12 protein-coding genes and 2 pseudogenes are annotated in these 15,623 nt (G+C 59.7%); 7 read left to right on the forward strand and 7 right to left on the reverse strand.

All coding sequences use genetic code 11. From position 1 onward, the window contains the following. Window positions 1-5: 5 nt before the first annotated feature. The 3 genes and pseudogenes from M3I53_RS12565 to speB form a co-directional block, all read right to left on the reverse strand. On the reverse strand, window positions 6-1,553 hold the full coding sequence (locus M3I53_RS12565; protein WP_254316246.1) for a DUF3138 family protein: 1,548 nt from the start codon (window positions 1,551-1,553) through the stop codon (window positions 6-8). A gap of 200 nt (window positions 1,554-1,753) precedes the next feature. Beyond that, window positions 1,754-2,854 carry a polyamine ABC transporter substrate-binding protein gene (locus M3I53_RS12570; protein ID WP_254316247.1) on the reverse strand — a complete coding sequence of 367 codons (1,101 nt, stop codon included), beginning with the start codon at window positions 2,852-2,854 and terminating at the stop codon, window positions 1,754-1,756. 45 nt (window positions 2,855-2,899) lie between these two features. Beyond that, window positions 2,900-3,772: pseudogene (gene speB / locus M3I53_RS12575) on the reverse strand (agmatinase). 277 nt (window positions 3,773-4,049) lie between these two features. Between speB and M3I53_RS12580 the strand changes: the two are divergent. From M3I53_RS12580 to M3I53_RS12600, 5 genes are all read left to right on the forward strand, one after another. Further along, window positions 4,050-4,934 carry a LysR family transcriptional regulator gene (locus M3I53_RS12580; RefSeq protein WP_254316248.1) on the forward strand — a complete coding sequence of 295 codons (885 nt, stop codon included), beginning with the start codon at window positions 4,050-4,052 and terminating at the stop codon, window positions 4,932-4,934. A 134-nt stretch (window positions 4,935-5,068) separates the two neighbouring features. After that, entirely contained in the window at window positions 5,069-6,127 is a 1,059-nt protein-coding gene (locus M3I53_RS12585; RefSeq protein ID WP_254316249.1) for a LacI family DNA-binding transcriptional regulator, read from the forward strand. 144 nt (window positions 6,128-6,271) lie between these two features. Next, window positions 6,272-7,576, forward strand: coding sequence for a sugar MFS transporter (locus M3I53_RS12590; RefSeq protein WP_254316250.1), 1,305 nt, complete (start codon window positions 6,272-6,274; stop codon window positions 7,574-7,576). Further along, window positions 7,573-8,748, forward strand: a complete 1,176-nt coding sequence (locus tag M3I53_RS12595) for an ADP-ribosylglycohydrolase family protein (RefSeq protein ID WP_254316251.1) — start codon at window positions 7,573-7,575, stop codon at window positions 8,746-8,748. Before M3I53_RS12590 ends, M3I53_RS12595 begins: the two co-directional genes overlap by 4 nt. A 165-nt stretch (window positions 8,749-8,913) precedes the next feature. Beyond that, window positions 8,914-10,062: a porin gene (locus M3I53_RS12600; RefSeq protein ID WP_375542513.1), complete on the forward strand. Its 1,149-nt coding sequence runs from the start codon at window positions 8,914-8,916 to the stop codon at window positions 10,060-10,062. Between the two features lie 422 nt (window positions 10,063-10,484). Here M3I53_RS12600 and M3I53_RS12605 read toward each other — a convergent pair. Then, a pseudogene (locus M3I53_RS12605) lies at window positions 10,485-10,640 on the reverse strand (LysR family transcriptional regulator); the annotation flags it as partial. Window positions 10,641-10,745: 105 nt separating this feature from the next. On the opposite strand from M3I53_RS12605, the gene M3I53_RS12610 reads away from it, so the two are divergent. Further along, complete coding sequence (locus M3I53_RS12610) at window positions 10,746-11,468, forward strand: carboxymuconolactone decarboxylase family protein (protein ID WP_254316252.1); 723 nt, start codon at window positions 10,746-10,748, stop codon at window positions 11,466-11,468. Between the two features lie 206 nt (window positions 11,469-11,674). On the opposite strand, the gene M3I53_RS12615 is transcribed toward M3I53_RS12610, so the two are convergent. Further along, window positions 11,675-11,887, reverse strand: coding sequence for a DUF1059 domain-containing protein (locus tag M3I53_RS12615; RefSeq protein ID WP_254316253.1), 213 nt, complete (start codon window positions 11,885-11,887; stop codon window positions 11,675-11,677). A 301-nt stretch (window positions 11,888-12,188) separates the two neighbouring features. On the opposite strand from M3I53_RS12615, the gene M3I53_RS12620 reads away from it, so the two are divergent. Next, window positions 12,189-13,589, forward strand: a complete 1,401-nt coding sequence (locus M3I53_RS12620; RefSeq protein ID WP_254316254.1) for an NAD(P)-binding protein — start codon at window positions 12,189-12,191, stop codon at window positions 13,587-13,589. Window positions 13,590-14,188: 599 nt separating this feature from the next. Here M3I53_RS12620 and M3I53_RS12625 read toward each other — a convergent pair. Further along, the gene (locus tag M3I53_RS12625; RefSeq protein ID WP_254316255.1) at window positions 14,189-14,446 is read right to left on the reverse strand and encodes a hypothetical protein; all 258 of its coding nucleotides are present in this window, start codon (window positions 14,444-14,446) and stop codon (window positions 14,189-14,191) included. Between the two features lie 448 nt (window positions 14,447-14,894). After that, window positions 14,895-15,419: an OmpA family protein gene (locus tag M3I53_RS38450; RefSeq protein WP_254316256.1), complete on the reverse strand. Its 525-nt coding sequence runs from the start codon at window positions 15,417-15,419 to the stop codon at window positions 14,895-14,897. Window positions 15,420-15,623: the final 204 nt, after the last annotated feature.

Genomic DNA, 15,623 nt, shown 5'->3' on the forward strand with positions numbered 1-15,623 from the left:
GCCGATCAGAAGGCGTAAATGAACTGCATGGCGAACAAGTCATTCGCCTTGGCGTACGATCCATCATTGCGGAGGAAAACCTGGTTGTTTGCCCAATCGTGGCGATACTCGACCTTCACCGTAATCTGCTGCGTCGGATAGAAGAGCAGGTTCAGGGCAATGTCCTGACGAACCGTCCCCTTGCATTCGAATCCGAGACCGCCGTTTGCCTTGGAGTTCGCCAGGCAATCCGCGCCGATGCCGAAGCCGTTGTAAGGGTCCATGCCGTTGCCGTTCAGGAATATGCCCCCACCGCCACCACCGTTCTGGCTATTGACAAGGAGGTCGTAGCGCGCGGTGGCGCCCATGCGGCCAACGACCGGCATCGAGAACTTGCGGTGTGCCAGCAATGAGAAGCCGTACCACTGTGCATTGCCGCCATTGAACGCGGCGCGTTGCTGCTGGCCATAGTCGGCTTCGGCATTGAACTGCGCATCGGCAAGCGTGTAAGTGGCGTCGACCTCGCCGAATATGAAGTATCCGCCCGAACTCGATGCCTGGCCGCCCGCTCCATAAACGGTGCGGCCTGTCACCGGATCGTGGGCGCTCGGCAACGTCTGCCGCCCGATGGTGAACGAGCCACCGGTGTCGAGTGCCGTGGACCACGTATAGTCGGCTCGCGCGGCGAAGCTCGGCACACGGTTGCTCGTCGTGACAGGGTCGCCAAGCGCATTCTGTCCGGTCTGCGTGACGGCGCCGTAGGTCCGGGCCTGTTCATTGCCGAGCATGAACTTCCAGGACCAGTTGCTGGCTTCGGGCGTGTAATTGAGGCCGACGCCGACGTAGGCGGCCGGGTCCGAGAAGTCATAGAGCAGGTTATGGGTCAGAGTCAGCGTTTGCGTGGACAGCTGATATTCATATCCGCCGAACGCGCTCATCAATCCGGCAAGGAAGGTCGTCGTGCCCGACAGCGGCACGGTGACGAATGCCGTGTTGAGAATGTTGTTGCCAATGTTGCCATGCTCGTTTGCAAGCAGTGAGATGCCATTGCCACGATTGGGCATCAGCGAGAATTCGGCCGATGGCGCCATGGGGCCGACACCGAACGTCTTCTTGATGTTGAGGTAGACGTCGCCGATCGTGCTGTTGAAGTACGTATAGGATGACTCGTGATTCGCGAAGAGGAACGATGAGGTCCTGGCGGCCCGGTTGTAGACGTACGCGGGATCGATATATCCGGTAACCGAGAGTCCGGCGAGCGGCCCCGAGGTGGCGGCATCGGAGAGCGAGTCGACTTTCAACTGCTGGCTCGCGAGCTGCTGCTTCATGTCGGCGAGGTCATCGTTGGTCAGCCTTGCAGGCGCGTTTCCGTAGCCGGGCTTCGACGCATCGACGATTTGTGGCGCGCTGACAGCAGGCGGTTTAGCGGCGAGTTCGGCTTTCAGCGACTCCACTTCGGCCTGCAGTGCCTTGAGTTCTTGCTGCAGTCCCTCGATCCGCGCGGAGATCGGATCGGCTATCGCGAGACACGGGACAGTGCCGCTCACGATCAGGCAGATCAGTTTCCATCGCATGGGAAGTCTCCTTACTGTGTGGCCCTTGAAAGGGCAAAGCGAGTCCCTATCCGGGCCCGGATCGGTTGGCGTCGGGGGTGAAGTGGTGCAGCCGTCCGCTAAGGCTCGCCGACGATACAGCGAGCCATTAATCAGTTCGCGATGGTGTGGGCGGGGGCGCTGTTATGGCGGCGTGCTGCCGCCGTGTGACAGACGCGACCTTAGCGGCCGTCCTTCAACTGCGACCAAAGACGCGTTTCCAGACGCTTGATTGCAGCGGGCAGCGGCTGTTGCATGAACAGCGTTGCAAGGACCTCGGGTTTCGGATAGACCATCGGGTCGCCGAGCAGCTCGGGTTTGACGAACTTCGAAGCGGCGCTGTCGGCGTTGGGGTAGAAAATCGTGTTGGTAATCGCTGCGTGAACTTCGGGTCGCTCGATGTAGTTGATCCACTTGAGCGCGGCCTCCGGATGAGGCGCGTCCTTTGGGACCGCCATCATCTGGAATGAGACCGGCGCACCGCTCTTCGGTATGAAGTACGCCAGCACGATGTCTTTGTGCGCCTCGCGCACGCGGCTCGCAGCCATCTTGACGTCGCCCGACCAACTCACCCCGAAACAGATGTCCCCGCCGGCGAGGTCGTTGATCCACGAATAGAGGGCGAATTGCGTCACATAGGGGCGGATGCTCTTCAACAATTCATAGGCGGCCTGATAGTCAGCCGGATTGTGACTGTTCGGATCCTTGCCGAGATAGTGCAGGGCGATGGAAAACATGTCGGTCGGCGAGTCGAGCAGCGAGACGCCGCAGCTCTTCAACTTGCTCAGGTATTCCGGCTTGAACAGGAGGTCCCAGTTGTCGAGCGCCACGGAGGGCCCGAGTACCTTGCGAACCTGGTTGACGTTGTACGCGAGACCGGTCGTGCCCCATGCCCAGGGTACGCCGTATTGATGCCCCGGGTCAGCCGCGTCGGTCAGCTTAAGCAGTTGTGGATCCAGGTTGGCGAGGTTCGGCAGCCTGGACTTGTCGAGCTTCATGTAGATCCCCGCCGCCGCTTGCGCGCCAAGGTAGCTCGACGAGGGCACGACGATGTCGTAGCCAGACGAACCGGTAAGCAGCTTCGCCTGCAACGTATCGTCGCTATCGAACACGTCGTAGCGCACGTGAATCCCTGTCTCTTTTTCGAAGTTCGGTACGGTATCCTTAGCGATAAAATCGTCCCAGTTATAGACGTTTAGTGTGTTCTCGTCTGCGAGCGCTGTCGTCGCGAATGCACAGCAGGTGAGCAAGGCGAGCGCGATTCGTAAATTCGTTGCTGGCATGATGTCTCCGATAGGGTCTATGGTTGTTCTAGTGAGTTAGCGCGCTCAGGGGCGGTGTTGCTTGCGCATAAGGAACAGAATGTCTGCCGCGAGATGCGCGGCCGCGAGCGCGGTGATATCGCTCTGATCGTAGGACGGCGCCACTTCCACGACGTCGGCGCCGACAAGCTGGATCCCGTCCAGCTCGCGCACGATCTCCAGTGCCTGCGCCGAGGAGAGTCCACCCGCGACCGGCGTGCCGGTGCCAGGGGCGAAGGCAGGATCGAGACAGTCGATATCGAAGGTCAGATACACGGGGTCAGCGCCTACCACCGCGAAAATCTGGTCGACCGCAGCTGCAGTGCCGTAACGATGCACCCAGGGGGCATCGAGTACGCGCACACCCATGAAGTCGCTGTTCCAGGTCCGGATGCCGACTTGAACCGATCGCGCCGGATCGATCAGGCCTTCGCGGATAGCCTTGTAGAACATCGTGCCGTGATTGAGGGAATCCGCGTGCTCGTCGGGCTATGTGTCGCAATGCGCGTCGAAATGAATCAGCCCGAGGGGGCGGCCGTAACGCTCGACGTGTGCGATCAGCAGAGGGTACGTGATGTAGTGGTCGCCGCCCAGCGTCAGCATCTTGGCCCCTGAGGCGAGGACAGTGCGGGCGTGGGCCGCAATGGCTTCGCGGATCGTCCACGGGCGGTGCGCATCGAACCAGCAGTCGCCATAGTCGATCACGTTCAGTGCGTCGATCGGCGCGAGGCCCCATGGATAAATGCCCAACTCCGCCAGTTGCACCGAGGCCGCCCGCACGGCGGCGGGGCCAAGGCGCGCGCCGGGACGGTAGGTCGTTGCAAGGTCGAGCGGCACGCCGGAAATGGCAACGTCGACGCCGGTGAGATCACGGCTGTATGGGCGGCGCAAGAATGACAGCGTTCCGGCGTAGGTCGGCGAAGCGGGGTCTTGCTGCTGCGGCGAACTATTGCCTGCTTGCGCGGAGTCAGTGGCGAAGGGATCTTTTTGAAAGGCGGAGGTCATGATCTCGGTATGTAAGGTGCCAGTAACTGGATTCATACGACTTGTCATCTGGTTCAGGCCGAATGCGTGAGGCTATGATTCGCTGGACACAATTGATATAAAAGCGAAGGATTTTTCTGGAACTATCGATTTCGTTCATACCTCGATGCGCAGACTCCCACCTCTCCAGGCATTGCTGGCCTTCGATTCGGCGGCCCGACTGGGCTCGTTCACACGTGCGGCTCAGGAGCTGTCGCTGACCCAGTCGGCGATTAGCCATCAGATCCTTCAACTCGAGGAATGGACCGGGCAATCCCTCTTTTTGCGTGTGGGCCGGGGCGTCGTGTTGACCGCGGCCGGCAAGCTGTTTGCGCAGACAGTGGCCGACGCGCTCGCGCTGCTGAGCGACGGCCGCGAGAGGATCGAGCCTTATGGCAACCCCGATTCGGTGCTGCTCTATTGCCCGCCGGAGTTTGCTTCGGGCTGGCTGATTCCGCGCATGGGCGAACTGACCGCCGCGATGCCGAACGTCGAGATCTGGCTGGTGACCGATATGGAGGTAACCGAGATCGACCGGGTCGACATCGATCTCGTGGTATCGGCCAAGCCGATCAAGTCGCCGGATGTCGAATGCCTGCTGCTGATGGAACAAGAAAAAGTGGCAATATGCGGACCCGGGACTGCGAGCCGGCTCTATCACGCGCCGTTTCCCGAGGTGCTGGCGCGCGCACCGCTGCTCGTGCACGAACAGTCGCAGGAATGGGCACCCTGGTTGCCCGAACTGCGGCGCAGCGGTCTGCAAACCCGGCGCGTAATGACGAGTGCCGATCCGCATCTGCTCGTGGCGGCTGCGGAGCGGGAGGCCGGCATTGCCATGGTCTCGCAGCTGTTCGCGAGTGAAGCGCTGGCGCAACGGCGCGTGCGTCGATTACCACAGGTGCCGGGGATCGCAATGCCGCCTCTGTGGCTCATGAAATCGAAGCTGCCCGCGCGCTCAACGGCGGTCGAGCCCGCGTTCCGATGGATTGCCTCGGCTTGCGGCGCCTGCGTCGACGACGGTGTCACGCCGATGCAGTGATTTCACAACGCATCAAGCATCGCGGCGCGCGAGATCAACAGATGGATACAGGTTTTCCCTATTGCAGCTTGATCATCAAAATATCTGTGGTATCGTTCCCAAATCAACAGAAAAAGGTGAGCAGGAGACCAGCCATGGAGGCCCTCAACGGACGCAGGCCGACCGTCATCGACGTAGCGAAGCGTGCAGGCGTTTCCAAGAGTACGGCGGCACGGGTACTGTCGGACGCGCCTAACATTTCCGATTCGGCGAAAGAGCAGGTACTGCTTGCTGCGAAAGCGCTGGGCTATACGCGCAATGAGTTGGCGGTCAGCATGCGTTCGGGTCGAAGCGGCATGCTGGGACTGGTCTTGCCGGACATCGCGAACCCATTTTGGGGCGAGGTTGCGCGAGGTGCGCAGGACCGGGCTGCGGATGCGGGCGTTTCCATTCTGATTTTTTCGTCCAACTGGAGCGCGGAAAAAGAAAAGATGCATTTGAGCACCATGATGCAGGCGCGTGTTGATGGCGCGATCATCAATCCAGTCGCAGACGAACTCGGCGATTTCGAGCGGTTTGGATTGCCATGCATCATGATTGGATCGAGTGCCGAGCGGTTTCCCGACAGTGCTTCCGTCGGCTCGGACATTGCACAAGGTGTGAGTCTCGGCTTGGATTACCTGCGCACCAGGGGCCATTTTCGGCCTGCCCTCATTCTGGGACAACGCACGCGCCTTGCCCGTGCGCGTTTCTTGCGCGCGGTACACGAACACTGCGTCAAGCATGACATCGATCCCGTTACGCTGCCGGTAGAAGACGCCGACTACACGACAGAAGGCGGTGCACTCGCGATGCGACGTCTGCTGGAGAGACATGAGGGCGGCCATTTATCAGTGTTTGCCGCCAACGACCTCATGGCTCTCGGCGCGATGGGCGCGGTTCGAGAGGCGGGTTTGCACTGTCCACGAGATGTTTCAATTCTTGGCTTCGACGGCATTCAAGCGGGTGTATTCGCCTGGCCAGGCCTCACAACCGTCGAAAAGCCCGCTCGTCAGATCGGCGCCGAGGCCGTTGCGCAACTACTCAAACGCGGTGTCGACACACCCAACGGCACGCGGATTTATCTGCCATGCACGTTAATTGAACGTGGATCGATTGCCGATCTATCTCGAGCATCAATGCGGGACTCCGCGGCTTCGGGGGAGAGCCGCTGAACCACCGCCTTACCGATATATTTTTTCCGCAAGATGGGAACGTTCCCATAGCAATGACAAAGCCAAAACTTATTGGAGGAGACAGGAACCATGTTGACCGCTCGACCAGTCGTGCAGCCGCCAGAGAGAACATACCTCCGGCCCATGATGACCATCGGCATGCTGTATTTCGTGACCGGAGCCTTTAGCTGGCTAAATGGGCCTTTGACAGTCTTCGTCAAATTAGCCTTCAGGCTCGATGACGTTCAGGCGCTCCTGATCACCGTTGTCTTCTATGTCCCATATTTCGTGTTCGCATTGCCGTATGCGGCTGCGCTGAAGCGAATCGGGATGAAAAGAGGGATGGCGGCGGGCCTGGGCGTCATGTCGATCGGTGCGCTGTCGTTCAGCTGGTTCGTTGGCGCGCACAGCTACCCCGGCGTACTTGCAAGCCTGCTGGTGATCGGAACGGGCTTATCCCTGATGCAGACCGCCTACAACCCGTACGTCAGCATTCTGGGACCGATCGACAGTGCGGCGCGGCGTGTGGCGACGATGGGAATCTGCAACAAGACCGCAGGTATCCTTGCGCCCTACGTGTTCGGCGTATTGGTTATGGGTAGCGTGGGAGAATTCGTCAACCGGGTCAAAACGGCGCCGACAGCAGCACATGCCGACGCTCTGCTCAACGCATTTGCGGCCAGACTGCACGGACCGTATCTCTCACTCGCGGCCATCCTCGCGGTACTCGCGGTTTTCATTGCATTTTCGTCCCTCCCCGATATCAAGCCATCGGAAGTCAATGTCGCTGAGCGCAATGGTCATTCCGCGCGCAGCATCTTTTCATTTCCTCACCTTTGGTTGGGAGTGCTTTGCATATTTACATACATAGGCGCAGAAGTGCTAGCCGGTGACGCGATTGGCCTCTACGGACAGAGCCTGAATTTGCCGCTCGATGCGACCAAACACTTCACCTCTTACACGATGTCCGCGATGCTGGTTGGCTACCTGGTTGGGCTCGTTCTCGTGCCGCGCTTCATATCGCAGCAGCGCTATCTGGTCGTTTCCGCACTGATTGGCGTGCTGCTCAGTGCTTGCGCATATGTCTCCGACGGCTATACGTCGATTGCGTTCATCGCCGCATTGGGCTTCGCGCACGCGATGATGTGGCCGGCAATATTTCCGCTCGCGATCAAAGGCCTGGGTCGGTTTACCGAAACCGGATCGGCATTGCTAATTATGGGAATTGTGGGCGGAGCCGTGATGCCCCAGCTCTTCGCACATTTGAAGCGAGTGTATGACTTTCAGTTGGTGTACATGGTGCTAACCGTGACGTGCTACCTGTACATCATGTACTACGGTTTTCACGGCCATATGGTGGGAAAACGTAAGTCGAGAGCAACGGGCGCGTCCAAAACCCAATGGGCCCGACAGGGCAGCGACGAAAACAAGGATAAGGAAAACGTATGAGAATAGCCCACCAGTCACTGCAGGACCGTATCTGTGGACTCGTGTACGGGGTCGCGTACGGCGACGCGCTCGGTGCCACGGTCGAGAAACTGACGGCATTGCAAATCCGTGAGCGCTTCGGCCGAGTTACTTCGATCAATACCGAGTGGCATCGTGCGAAAGATGACGAAGCCGGCCGCAAGGGACGCATACGAGGAGGCGGCATTGTCACCGACGACACCTTCATGGTGCTTTCGCTGATGAGTGTGTACAACGAGGTCGGTCGGCACCTCGACGCGTGGGATATGGCTGATGCGATGGTGCGCCAGATCGCCTGGGTTCCGCGATGGATACCCGAACTGCAGCGCGAGACGGTGCTGATCGAGCGGCTGTTCTATCCGGAAAAATGGATCTATCTGCGGCATCAACTCGCTTCCTGCGATCCGCGTCAAGGAGGAATCGGGAACATGGTCAACTGCGGTGCGGCGATGTACATCGCGCCGATCGGTGCGATCAATGCGGGCGATCCCAAGGGCGCCTATGACGAAGCGATCGCATTTTGCAGCGGACATCAGGAGAGCTATGGCCTGGAAGCAGCCGGTGTGCTCGCTAGTGCGATAGCCACGGCGTTCGTGCCTGGCGTCGCAATCGAAGCGGTTGTCGAGGCAGCGCTCGACGTCGCAAAGGACGGTACACGCGCAGCGATCGATGCGATCGCAGATGCCGCTGTACGACTGCGTGGCAAAGACTACGAGGCGGTGGTAACGGAATTTCACCGAATCATTGGACGCTTCTCGCCGATTGGTGACGATGTTGAGCATTCCGCGAGAAAGGCCGGCATTGCGTCGGACGCCTACCGGCCCTCGCGGCGTCTTTCGATCGAGGAATTACCGCTGGCGCTCGGCTTCATCCTGACGAACTGCGGCGACTTCCATCAGGCAATCGAGGACGGCATCAATTCAGGACGCGACACCGATTCGATTGGCGTGATGATCGGAGCGGTGCTGGGGGCAATGCATGGCAGTACCGTGATCGACGAACGCATTCGCAGACAACTTGACGAGGTAAACCGACTAGATCTGCTGTCCGCGGCCGATTGCTTCGGTCAAACGGTGAGCGCCATCCATGAGACGGACCGTGCGTTCGCTGAAAAGAAGCTTAAGGTGCGCGCAGAGCTGTCCCGGAACGGATAGGAAATCCTGACGCGTTTCGGCACGGAATAGTCAAAACCCTTGTTAGAGCTGTCAGCGTTCACATCGAGCGCTCCTACATATTCGTTAGTACTACGAGATAGAAAATCAAAGTTGGCAACGCATCGCAAGCCGTCTCGTTTATCAACCTTATCGGCAGACGACGTCATGAGAGACAATATCCAATTCGCTGCAACTGCAATCACAACCGCAATGCTTGCATTGACTGGCATCGCGCGCGCACAGTCTAGCGTTACGCTCTATGGGGTCGTCGACGACGGCCCGAGCTACACGAGCAATGCGGGTGGCCACGCTGGCTGGCAAATGGTCAGCGGAAGCGCACAGGGAAGTCGCTGGGGTCTAAAGGGAGTCGAAGACCTGGGAGGTGGCCTCACGACTATATTCCGGCTGGAGAACGGCTTTAACATCAATAACGGCACGCTCTCGCAGGGCGGACGGGAGTTCGGTCGTCAAGCGTATTTCGGATTGGCTTCAGGCACGCTAGGGACGCTGACGCTGGGTCGCCAACTCGACATGATCAATGACTATGTAGCGCCAATGACGGCGAACTCGTCATGGGGTGGCTACGCCTTCTCGCATCCGTTCGACAACGACAATACGGACGGCTCGTTTCGCATCAACAACGCGATCAAGTACACCAGTGCGAACTATCTGGGTTTAAGTGTCGGGGCGACATACGCGTTCAGCAACGCAACGGGTTTCGCGCAAGACCGTGAATACAGCATGGGGGTTCAGTACACGCACGGTCCGCTGGTTATCGCCGGCGCATATTCGAACGTCAACGGACTTGGCACCAGCCCGAACGGCGCCGTCACGCCCGATACCGCGCCGTTCGTCGCGGATTCCCAGAAGATAGCTGGCGCGGGAGTCAAGTACGCTTTCGGCCCTGCGGCAGTCGCCTTCGTTTATACGTACACGGATATTGGCCAGCCGGTAAGGAACAACCTCGTCCGCGCAACACTGAACGGCACCAGTTTGAGGTTCAGTAACTACGAAATCAACGGGACATACCAGTTCACTCCGCAGTTCTCCGTTATGGCCATGTACACCTTTACACATGGCGACTACGCCGCGAGCAACGGTACCGTCCGCCCGAACTGGAACGAGGTTGGGGTGATGGGCGACTACCTGCTATCGAAGCGTACGGACGTGTATGTTCAGGGTGTGTGGCAGCACGTGAGCGGCGTGGCTGATGACATGGGCGGAATGAGCGGGGCGTTGATACTCGGCAGTGCGGGGCAGTCGAGTACGGCTAGCCAGATGCTCGTGCATGTGGGACTGCGGCACAGGTTCTGAGTGTGCTAACCGACGTTTTGCCGTCGATCTGTTGAGTGAGGGCGTGGCGGGTATCGCATGCCTGACGCGCCTGCCGCACGATTCAGTCATTCCGTGCCAGTTACTCGTTCTATTGGTTAGCGTTGCGTAGATTTTCTAGCATGATGATCGATCGGAGACAGTAGCCTATATCGGCGCAGCAGGCGGATTTCCATATGTCAAAGTTTCTATATAAAAGAGGATATTGTGATAAGAAAACTTATCACAAGCGCCGCATTCAGTGTCAATTTTCCGGGTAAACTTAAACTCGTAAAGCCTGCGAGGCGTCGCGACAGATCGGAACGCGCGTAACAGGCGAGGGCGGCGGAAGCCCCCTGTTGTCGCCCGAACACGTTTTCAAAGCTCAGGCGTGTCCCGCGGCAGTTCTTTCAGTTCGGAAGTTCTCAGGCCGCGAACGTGCGGAGTTCGGCTAGCGGTACATGTAGCGAACTGTCCTGCTCAAAGGCTTCGAGCAGATACTCGACGGTCGCGCGAACCCGGGGCGCCACCAGCGCCCGGTGCGGGTACTGCAGAACCATCTCGTAGGTCCCGGGATGATGAACGCCTGGGGGAGCGTGTCGCCGCAATCGCGCTGCAGTTCGGCCATCGCGCGTAAACAGTTCGCGGTCCTTTAAATCATCCTGAATTGCTCTGGAGACGTGTTCATGTCCGACTTTAATCACTCCCCGTCCGCCGTCACAGACGACGATATCGGCGCCGTTTCGCCTGCGCTGGTGAAGTACACGCGGGCGTCGATCGTCGGTGATCTTTGGCGCCGCCCGCAGCTATCCGGCAGGGATCGCGGCATCGTTACGCTGTCAGCGCTGATTGCGCAAAATCAGACCATCGGCATTCAGCACTATGCCAACCGCGCCCTCGACAACGGCGTGACGCCGGGCGAAATTTCGGAATTGATTACCCATCTGGCGTTTTACGCCGGATGGTCGAATGCTTTTTCGGCAATCGTCATTGTCAAGGATGTCTTTGCGCAACGAGGAATCGGCGCCGACCGGCTGCCCGCGGCCTCAGCAGCGCTCCTGCCGCTCGATGAGTCAGCCGAGACGCTACGCGCCGAACACGTTTCCGGCCTCTTTGGCGCGGCGTTCCCGGGCATGGTCCAGTACACCACAGACCTGCTCTTTCGTGACCTGTGGCTGCGACCGGACCTGGTGCCGCGAGACCGCAGCCTCGCGACCGTCAGCGCATTGATCGCGGCGGGTCAGGTCGCGCAGGTTCCTCACCACTTTAACCGTGCGATGGACCATGGCCCGACGCAGGAACAGGCCGCTGAAGTCGTCACGCATCTGGCGTTCTACGCTGGCTGGCCCTGCGCCTTTTCGGCAATGCCAGTCGTGAAGGAAGTGTTCGAGACGCGGTCCGCGGCGTAGCTGGCGTTGCAGGGTCTGCGACACCTCAGGCTGGCCGTCAATTCCGCTTGTCGAAGGAGGATTCTCGTGAGTACCTGCGCACGCGCGGCCACGGTAAATAAGGTCGCGCTGTCGATAACGCACTCCCCGAGCGATTTCATGGAAATTGAAGCCGGCGCGGCCGCGATCAAAATTGAAGGTGCCCGATATCCTCGCTCGCGAAAGCGTTACGCGTGAGGAGGTGACTCTGCCGGTGGTGTGCCGTCGTGAAAGAGGCCTTTGAGTTGTGAACGCAACTCCGCCGAGTCGGCATGCTTGTGGACCGTGACCGCGTGCTGCACTGCTGCCTCCAGTAATTCGCTTTCGGAATCCGCAGAAAGCGCGACCGAACAGTTCATCTCGCTTGGAAATTCCCGGCAATCAATATATTTACGACCCACGATAATCCCCTCATACCAAAGCAGCAATGGCCTTGCGACGTCGGCGCGCGATATCGCACGGAGTAGTTAACACATGCCAGACTCCTCCTGATCTCCGCTTAGATAGTTCTCTAAGTATAGGTTGCCGTGGCACGTCAGCGGTTTTGTGGGAAAAAACCTAAGATAGGAACCAGTGCGCGTTCATGACGTCCCAGGAAGTCTTGTGACATGCCCTCGTGTGTCTCGTCGCAAGAGCTGCTACGCAGACCGGCATCTGTGCGCATCAGCGGGACATGGCCATGCGGCGAAGAGGGTGCAAAAAATGTCAGACGAAACGCTCGAAACAGACTATCTCGTGGTCGGTGCGGGAGCCGCCGGAATGGCATTTGCCGACGCCTTGCTTGCACTTTCGAATGCAACACTAACTATTGTCGATCGCCGCCACGCACCCGGCGGACACTGGATCGACGCCTATCCGTTCGTGCGTCTGCACCAGCCGTCAGCATTCTATGGCGTGAGCTCCATGCCGCTTGGGCAGGACGTGCGCGATCTGACCGGAACAAATGCCGGCTACTATGAACTAGCGGGAGCTGACGAAGTCCGTGCTTATTTTGCTCACGTCATGCGCCGGCGCTTTCTACCGAGCGGCCGCGTCCGCTACTTCCCTTGCAGCGAGTATCTTGGGGACGGCCGTTTCGTGTCCCGGTACACACAGGCGTCCTGGAAGGTAAGCGTGAGACGCAAGGTCGTAGACACCACGTATCTTGAAGGAACAGTGCCCGCAACGAGTGCGCCTCCCTTCGAAGTGGCCGACGGCGTTCGCTGCGTGCCCGCTGGCGATGTCACGCGCATCCCGGAGCGGCCCGAGCGTTTTGTCGTCATCGGCGCGGGCAAGACCGCCCTCGACACCTGCGTATGGCTGCTCGAACAGGACGTGCCCGCGCCGTCCATCCGCTGGATCAAGCCACGGGAGGCCCGGTGGTTGAACCGCCGGTTTCAGCAGCCGCTGGCGCTGCTCCCCGAGTCGTATCGCGGCACGGCGATCCAGCTTGAGGCAATGGCAGAGGCCACTTCCGTCGAAGATCTCTTCGCCCGGCTGGAAGCGAAAGGCTTCTTCCTCCGCGTCGATCCTGGCGTCGCGCCCACCATGTTCCGTGGAGCGGTAATCAGCGAGGCCGAGTTGAACTTGCTGCGTCAGATCGAGGATGTCGTTCGTCTCGGCCATGTGGTCCGGATCGAGCGCGACGAAATTGTCCTCGATGAGGGCCGTGTGCCTACGAACGACGCGACGGTGCATATACATTGCGCGTCAAGGGGACTCATGCGCCGTCCCGTGCGTCCGATATTCGAGGCCAGGCACGTTACCGTGCAGCCATTCCTTTGGGCATTCGCGTGCTACCAGTTCGCCATGCTGGGCGCTATCGAGGCCCTGGTGGAAAGCGACGAGGAGAAGAACCGACTCTGCCCGCCCATCGCTTACTGGGATGCGGACAGGGACTACCTCTGCGCTTTCCTCGCGACGCTTGCGAACGAGCGGGCCAGGACGGCCTATCCGGCGCTAGCGAACTGGGCAAAGGAAACCCGGCTCAATCCGTTCGGTGGAATCGGGCACCACCGCGATGCGGCGGAGGTTATTGACGCGCGGGAGTGCATCAAGCGCTACGCGGCGGCGGCGGCTGGCAACCTCGCGCACCTCATCACGAAGAATGCCGCGCGGACATAGTGAGTAGCGTACCGGTGAGTCGAATTCAGGTCGCCACTGAGTGACGGCGCCGCTAAGCAGACTCGCGCTGGTCTATCAACGTCCGGTGTCGGCGAAACCGGGGTCGAAGCCAGGTCGGTGCCAGATCGGGACGCCTTTCGCGCGGGCCTCAAAGGCTTTATCGCCGAAGCCAAACAGCTCTCACAATTCGAACATTCGTCGCGCGTCCGGGTCGACCGTGCGTGGGAAGAGAACAGCGCCGCATATAGGGTGATGCCGTATTACACGGGGGTCACCCTGAGGGACGCGTTGGGCCGGATGCCGTCCGCGCCCGACGAAGGCTGGTTGCGAGCGCTGATGACACCGCTTATCGACGCGCTCGCTGTACTACATAGCGCTGGGTCTATCACGGTGACATCTCACCCGACACGGTGATGTTGCTGAACGACAGCGACCGTCCGCTGTTACTGGGCTTCGGATATGCGCGCCGTGCGATCGCCGACGCCAAAAGGGATGTGCGCGCGCGTCAGAGAGGGCTATGCGGCGGCCGAGCAATACACCGACGAACTGTCCGGGACGAACGGGCCGTGGACCGACGTCTACTCACTGGCGGCTGTGATCTACTTCTCAATTCGACGCGAGCCGCCGCCAATTCCACCGTACCGCATCGAGCTTGACCCGCTCGGGCTTTCCCGCCGCGGCAGGGGAAATCCTGGAACCCTGACACCCAGCTGCCTGCAGACGGCAGAAAGATACGGTTTGCCCGAGCCTTCGCAGCGATGGATGGCGGCGGCGATGGCTGCGTCACCGATATGCCGGCGCAGCCATTCCAGCGTTTGCCGGTCGTTCTCGGTGTGTACCCTGACCAGATGCTCCATCGTCGCCTCCTGGCTGCCCGACACAGCCTGCATGGATAGGGGTTACCGTGAGGCCGGGCCGAATTAGGCGGCAACGAACATTGCAGGCGATCTGACCGCCTCCAGCATCCAGGACACCGCTATATGGTAATTTCCATTCGACCCTAAAAGATTGATAATTAATATTATGTTAAATCATTTGCAAAAGAACAGCCCGCACCATCCATGGCGGGCCTCCTTCAGCGCGCGATGCGCGGCAGCGACCAGCCATCTGCCAGAGCTTGATCAGTTGAGGCAGCTTGCTCCGAGTCCAGACCAGCGCTGCAGCGATACCGACGGCCGAGACGGCTGCGATCACCCTTCGGTCTCCAAAGAAATTGCGCTCGCCTGTGCGAGCGCTTTTTTTTGGTTCATCGCGGAATATCAAAAAACGCCATAGAGACGCGACTGATATGCAGTGGCGGCTGCATCACCTACGCCCTTGAACGGTGATCGACACATACCGATCCTGTTGCAGACACGCAATCAGCGCGCGCGCGTCGTCATCCACGCAGTGCGTTCTCGGCTGGCTCGAGCCCACGCCCTTCGCGTGAATGATGCTGCCGTCCAGTCCGTGTGCAACGAGATAGTCGCGCACGGTGTTGGCCCGCGCGAGCGACAACGCGCCGTTGAGCGATTCGGGACCAAGCCTGTCGGCATGGCCCACAACCGTGATTGTGTTCACCTGCTCATGCTGTGGGATGCGTTGGGCGATCGCATCGAGTTCGGCTTTCGCAGATGGCGACATGGTGTCAGCTGCCGACTTGCCGAACGGGAACAGCGCATCACTTCCCACCGCGAAATTCTCGAGCATGGTCGCCTCCTGCTCGACCGCACCCGTTTCGGTCGACGTATTACTGCTGGCCTCCTGGCTGCATGTGAAGAGCAGAACGCGCGGGTCGCTCCGCTTGTCGTCGGCGGCGCGAGCCCGGTCGATTCTGTCGATCGGCTGCACCGCCTTGTCGCCGCAGATGCGTTGCGCAACGTCCGCGCAGGTCGACGCGCTTTCGAACAGTCCGTGACACTCGGCCCGGTATGTTCTGACGCCGTCGCTTGCATCGACCGAATAGGCGTTGAAAGTTGGACCACTCGCTGCCGTGCATCCGCTCATGACAAGCACCGTAGTACTGAAAAGGCCTGCAAAAAAGAGTCGATTCAT

Origin of the sequence: Paraburkholderia sp. CNPSo 3272, from assembly GCF_024206495.1 — a bacterium.
In the GTDB taxonomy this organism is placed as follows: Bacteria; Pseudomonadota; Gammaproteobacteria; order Burkholderiales; family Burkholderiaceae; genus Paraburkholderia.

Bases quoted from the DNA above. Each gene is read 5' to 3' on its own strand.
- M3I53_RS12565 (WP_254316246.1), bottom strand. From the start codon at position 1,553: ATGCGATGGAAACTGATCTGCCTGATCGTGAGCGGCACTGTCCCGTGT.
- M3I53_RS12570 (WP_254316247.1), bottom strand. From the start codon at position 2,854: ATGCCAGCAACGAATTTACGAATCGCGCTCGCCTTGCTCACCTGCTGT.
- M3I53_RS12585 (WP_254316249.1), top strand. From the start codon at position 5,069: ATGGAGGCCCTCAACGGACGCAGGCCGACCGTCATCGACGTAGCGAAG.
- M3I53_RS12590 (WP_254316250.1), top strand. From the start codon at position 6,272: ATGATGACCATCGGCATGCTGTATTTCGTGACCGGAGCCTTTAGCTGG.
- M3I53_RS12595 (WP_254316251.1), top strand. From the start codon at position 7,573: ATGAGAATAGCCCACCAGTCACTGCAGGACCGTATCTGTGGACTCGTG.
- M3I53_RS12600 (WP_375542513.1), top strand. From the start codon at position 8,914: ATGAGAGACAATATCCAATTCGCTGCAACTGCAATCACAACCGCAATG.
- M3I53_RS12610 (WP_254316252.1), top strand. From the start codon at position 10,746: ATGTCCGACTTTAATCACTCCCCGTCCGCCGTCACAGACGACGATATC.
- M3I53_RS12620 (WP_254316254.1), top strand. From the start codon at position 12,189: ATGTCAGACGAAACGCTCGAAACAGACTATCTCGTGGTCGGTGCGGGA.
- M3I53_RS12625 (WP_254316255.1), bottom strand. From the start codon at position 14,446: ATGGAGCATCTGGTCAGGGTACACACCGAGAACGACCGGCAAACGCTG.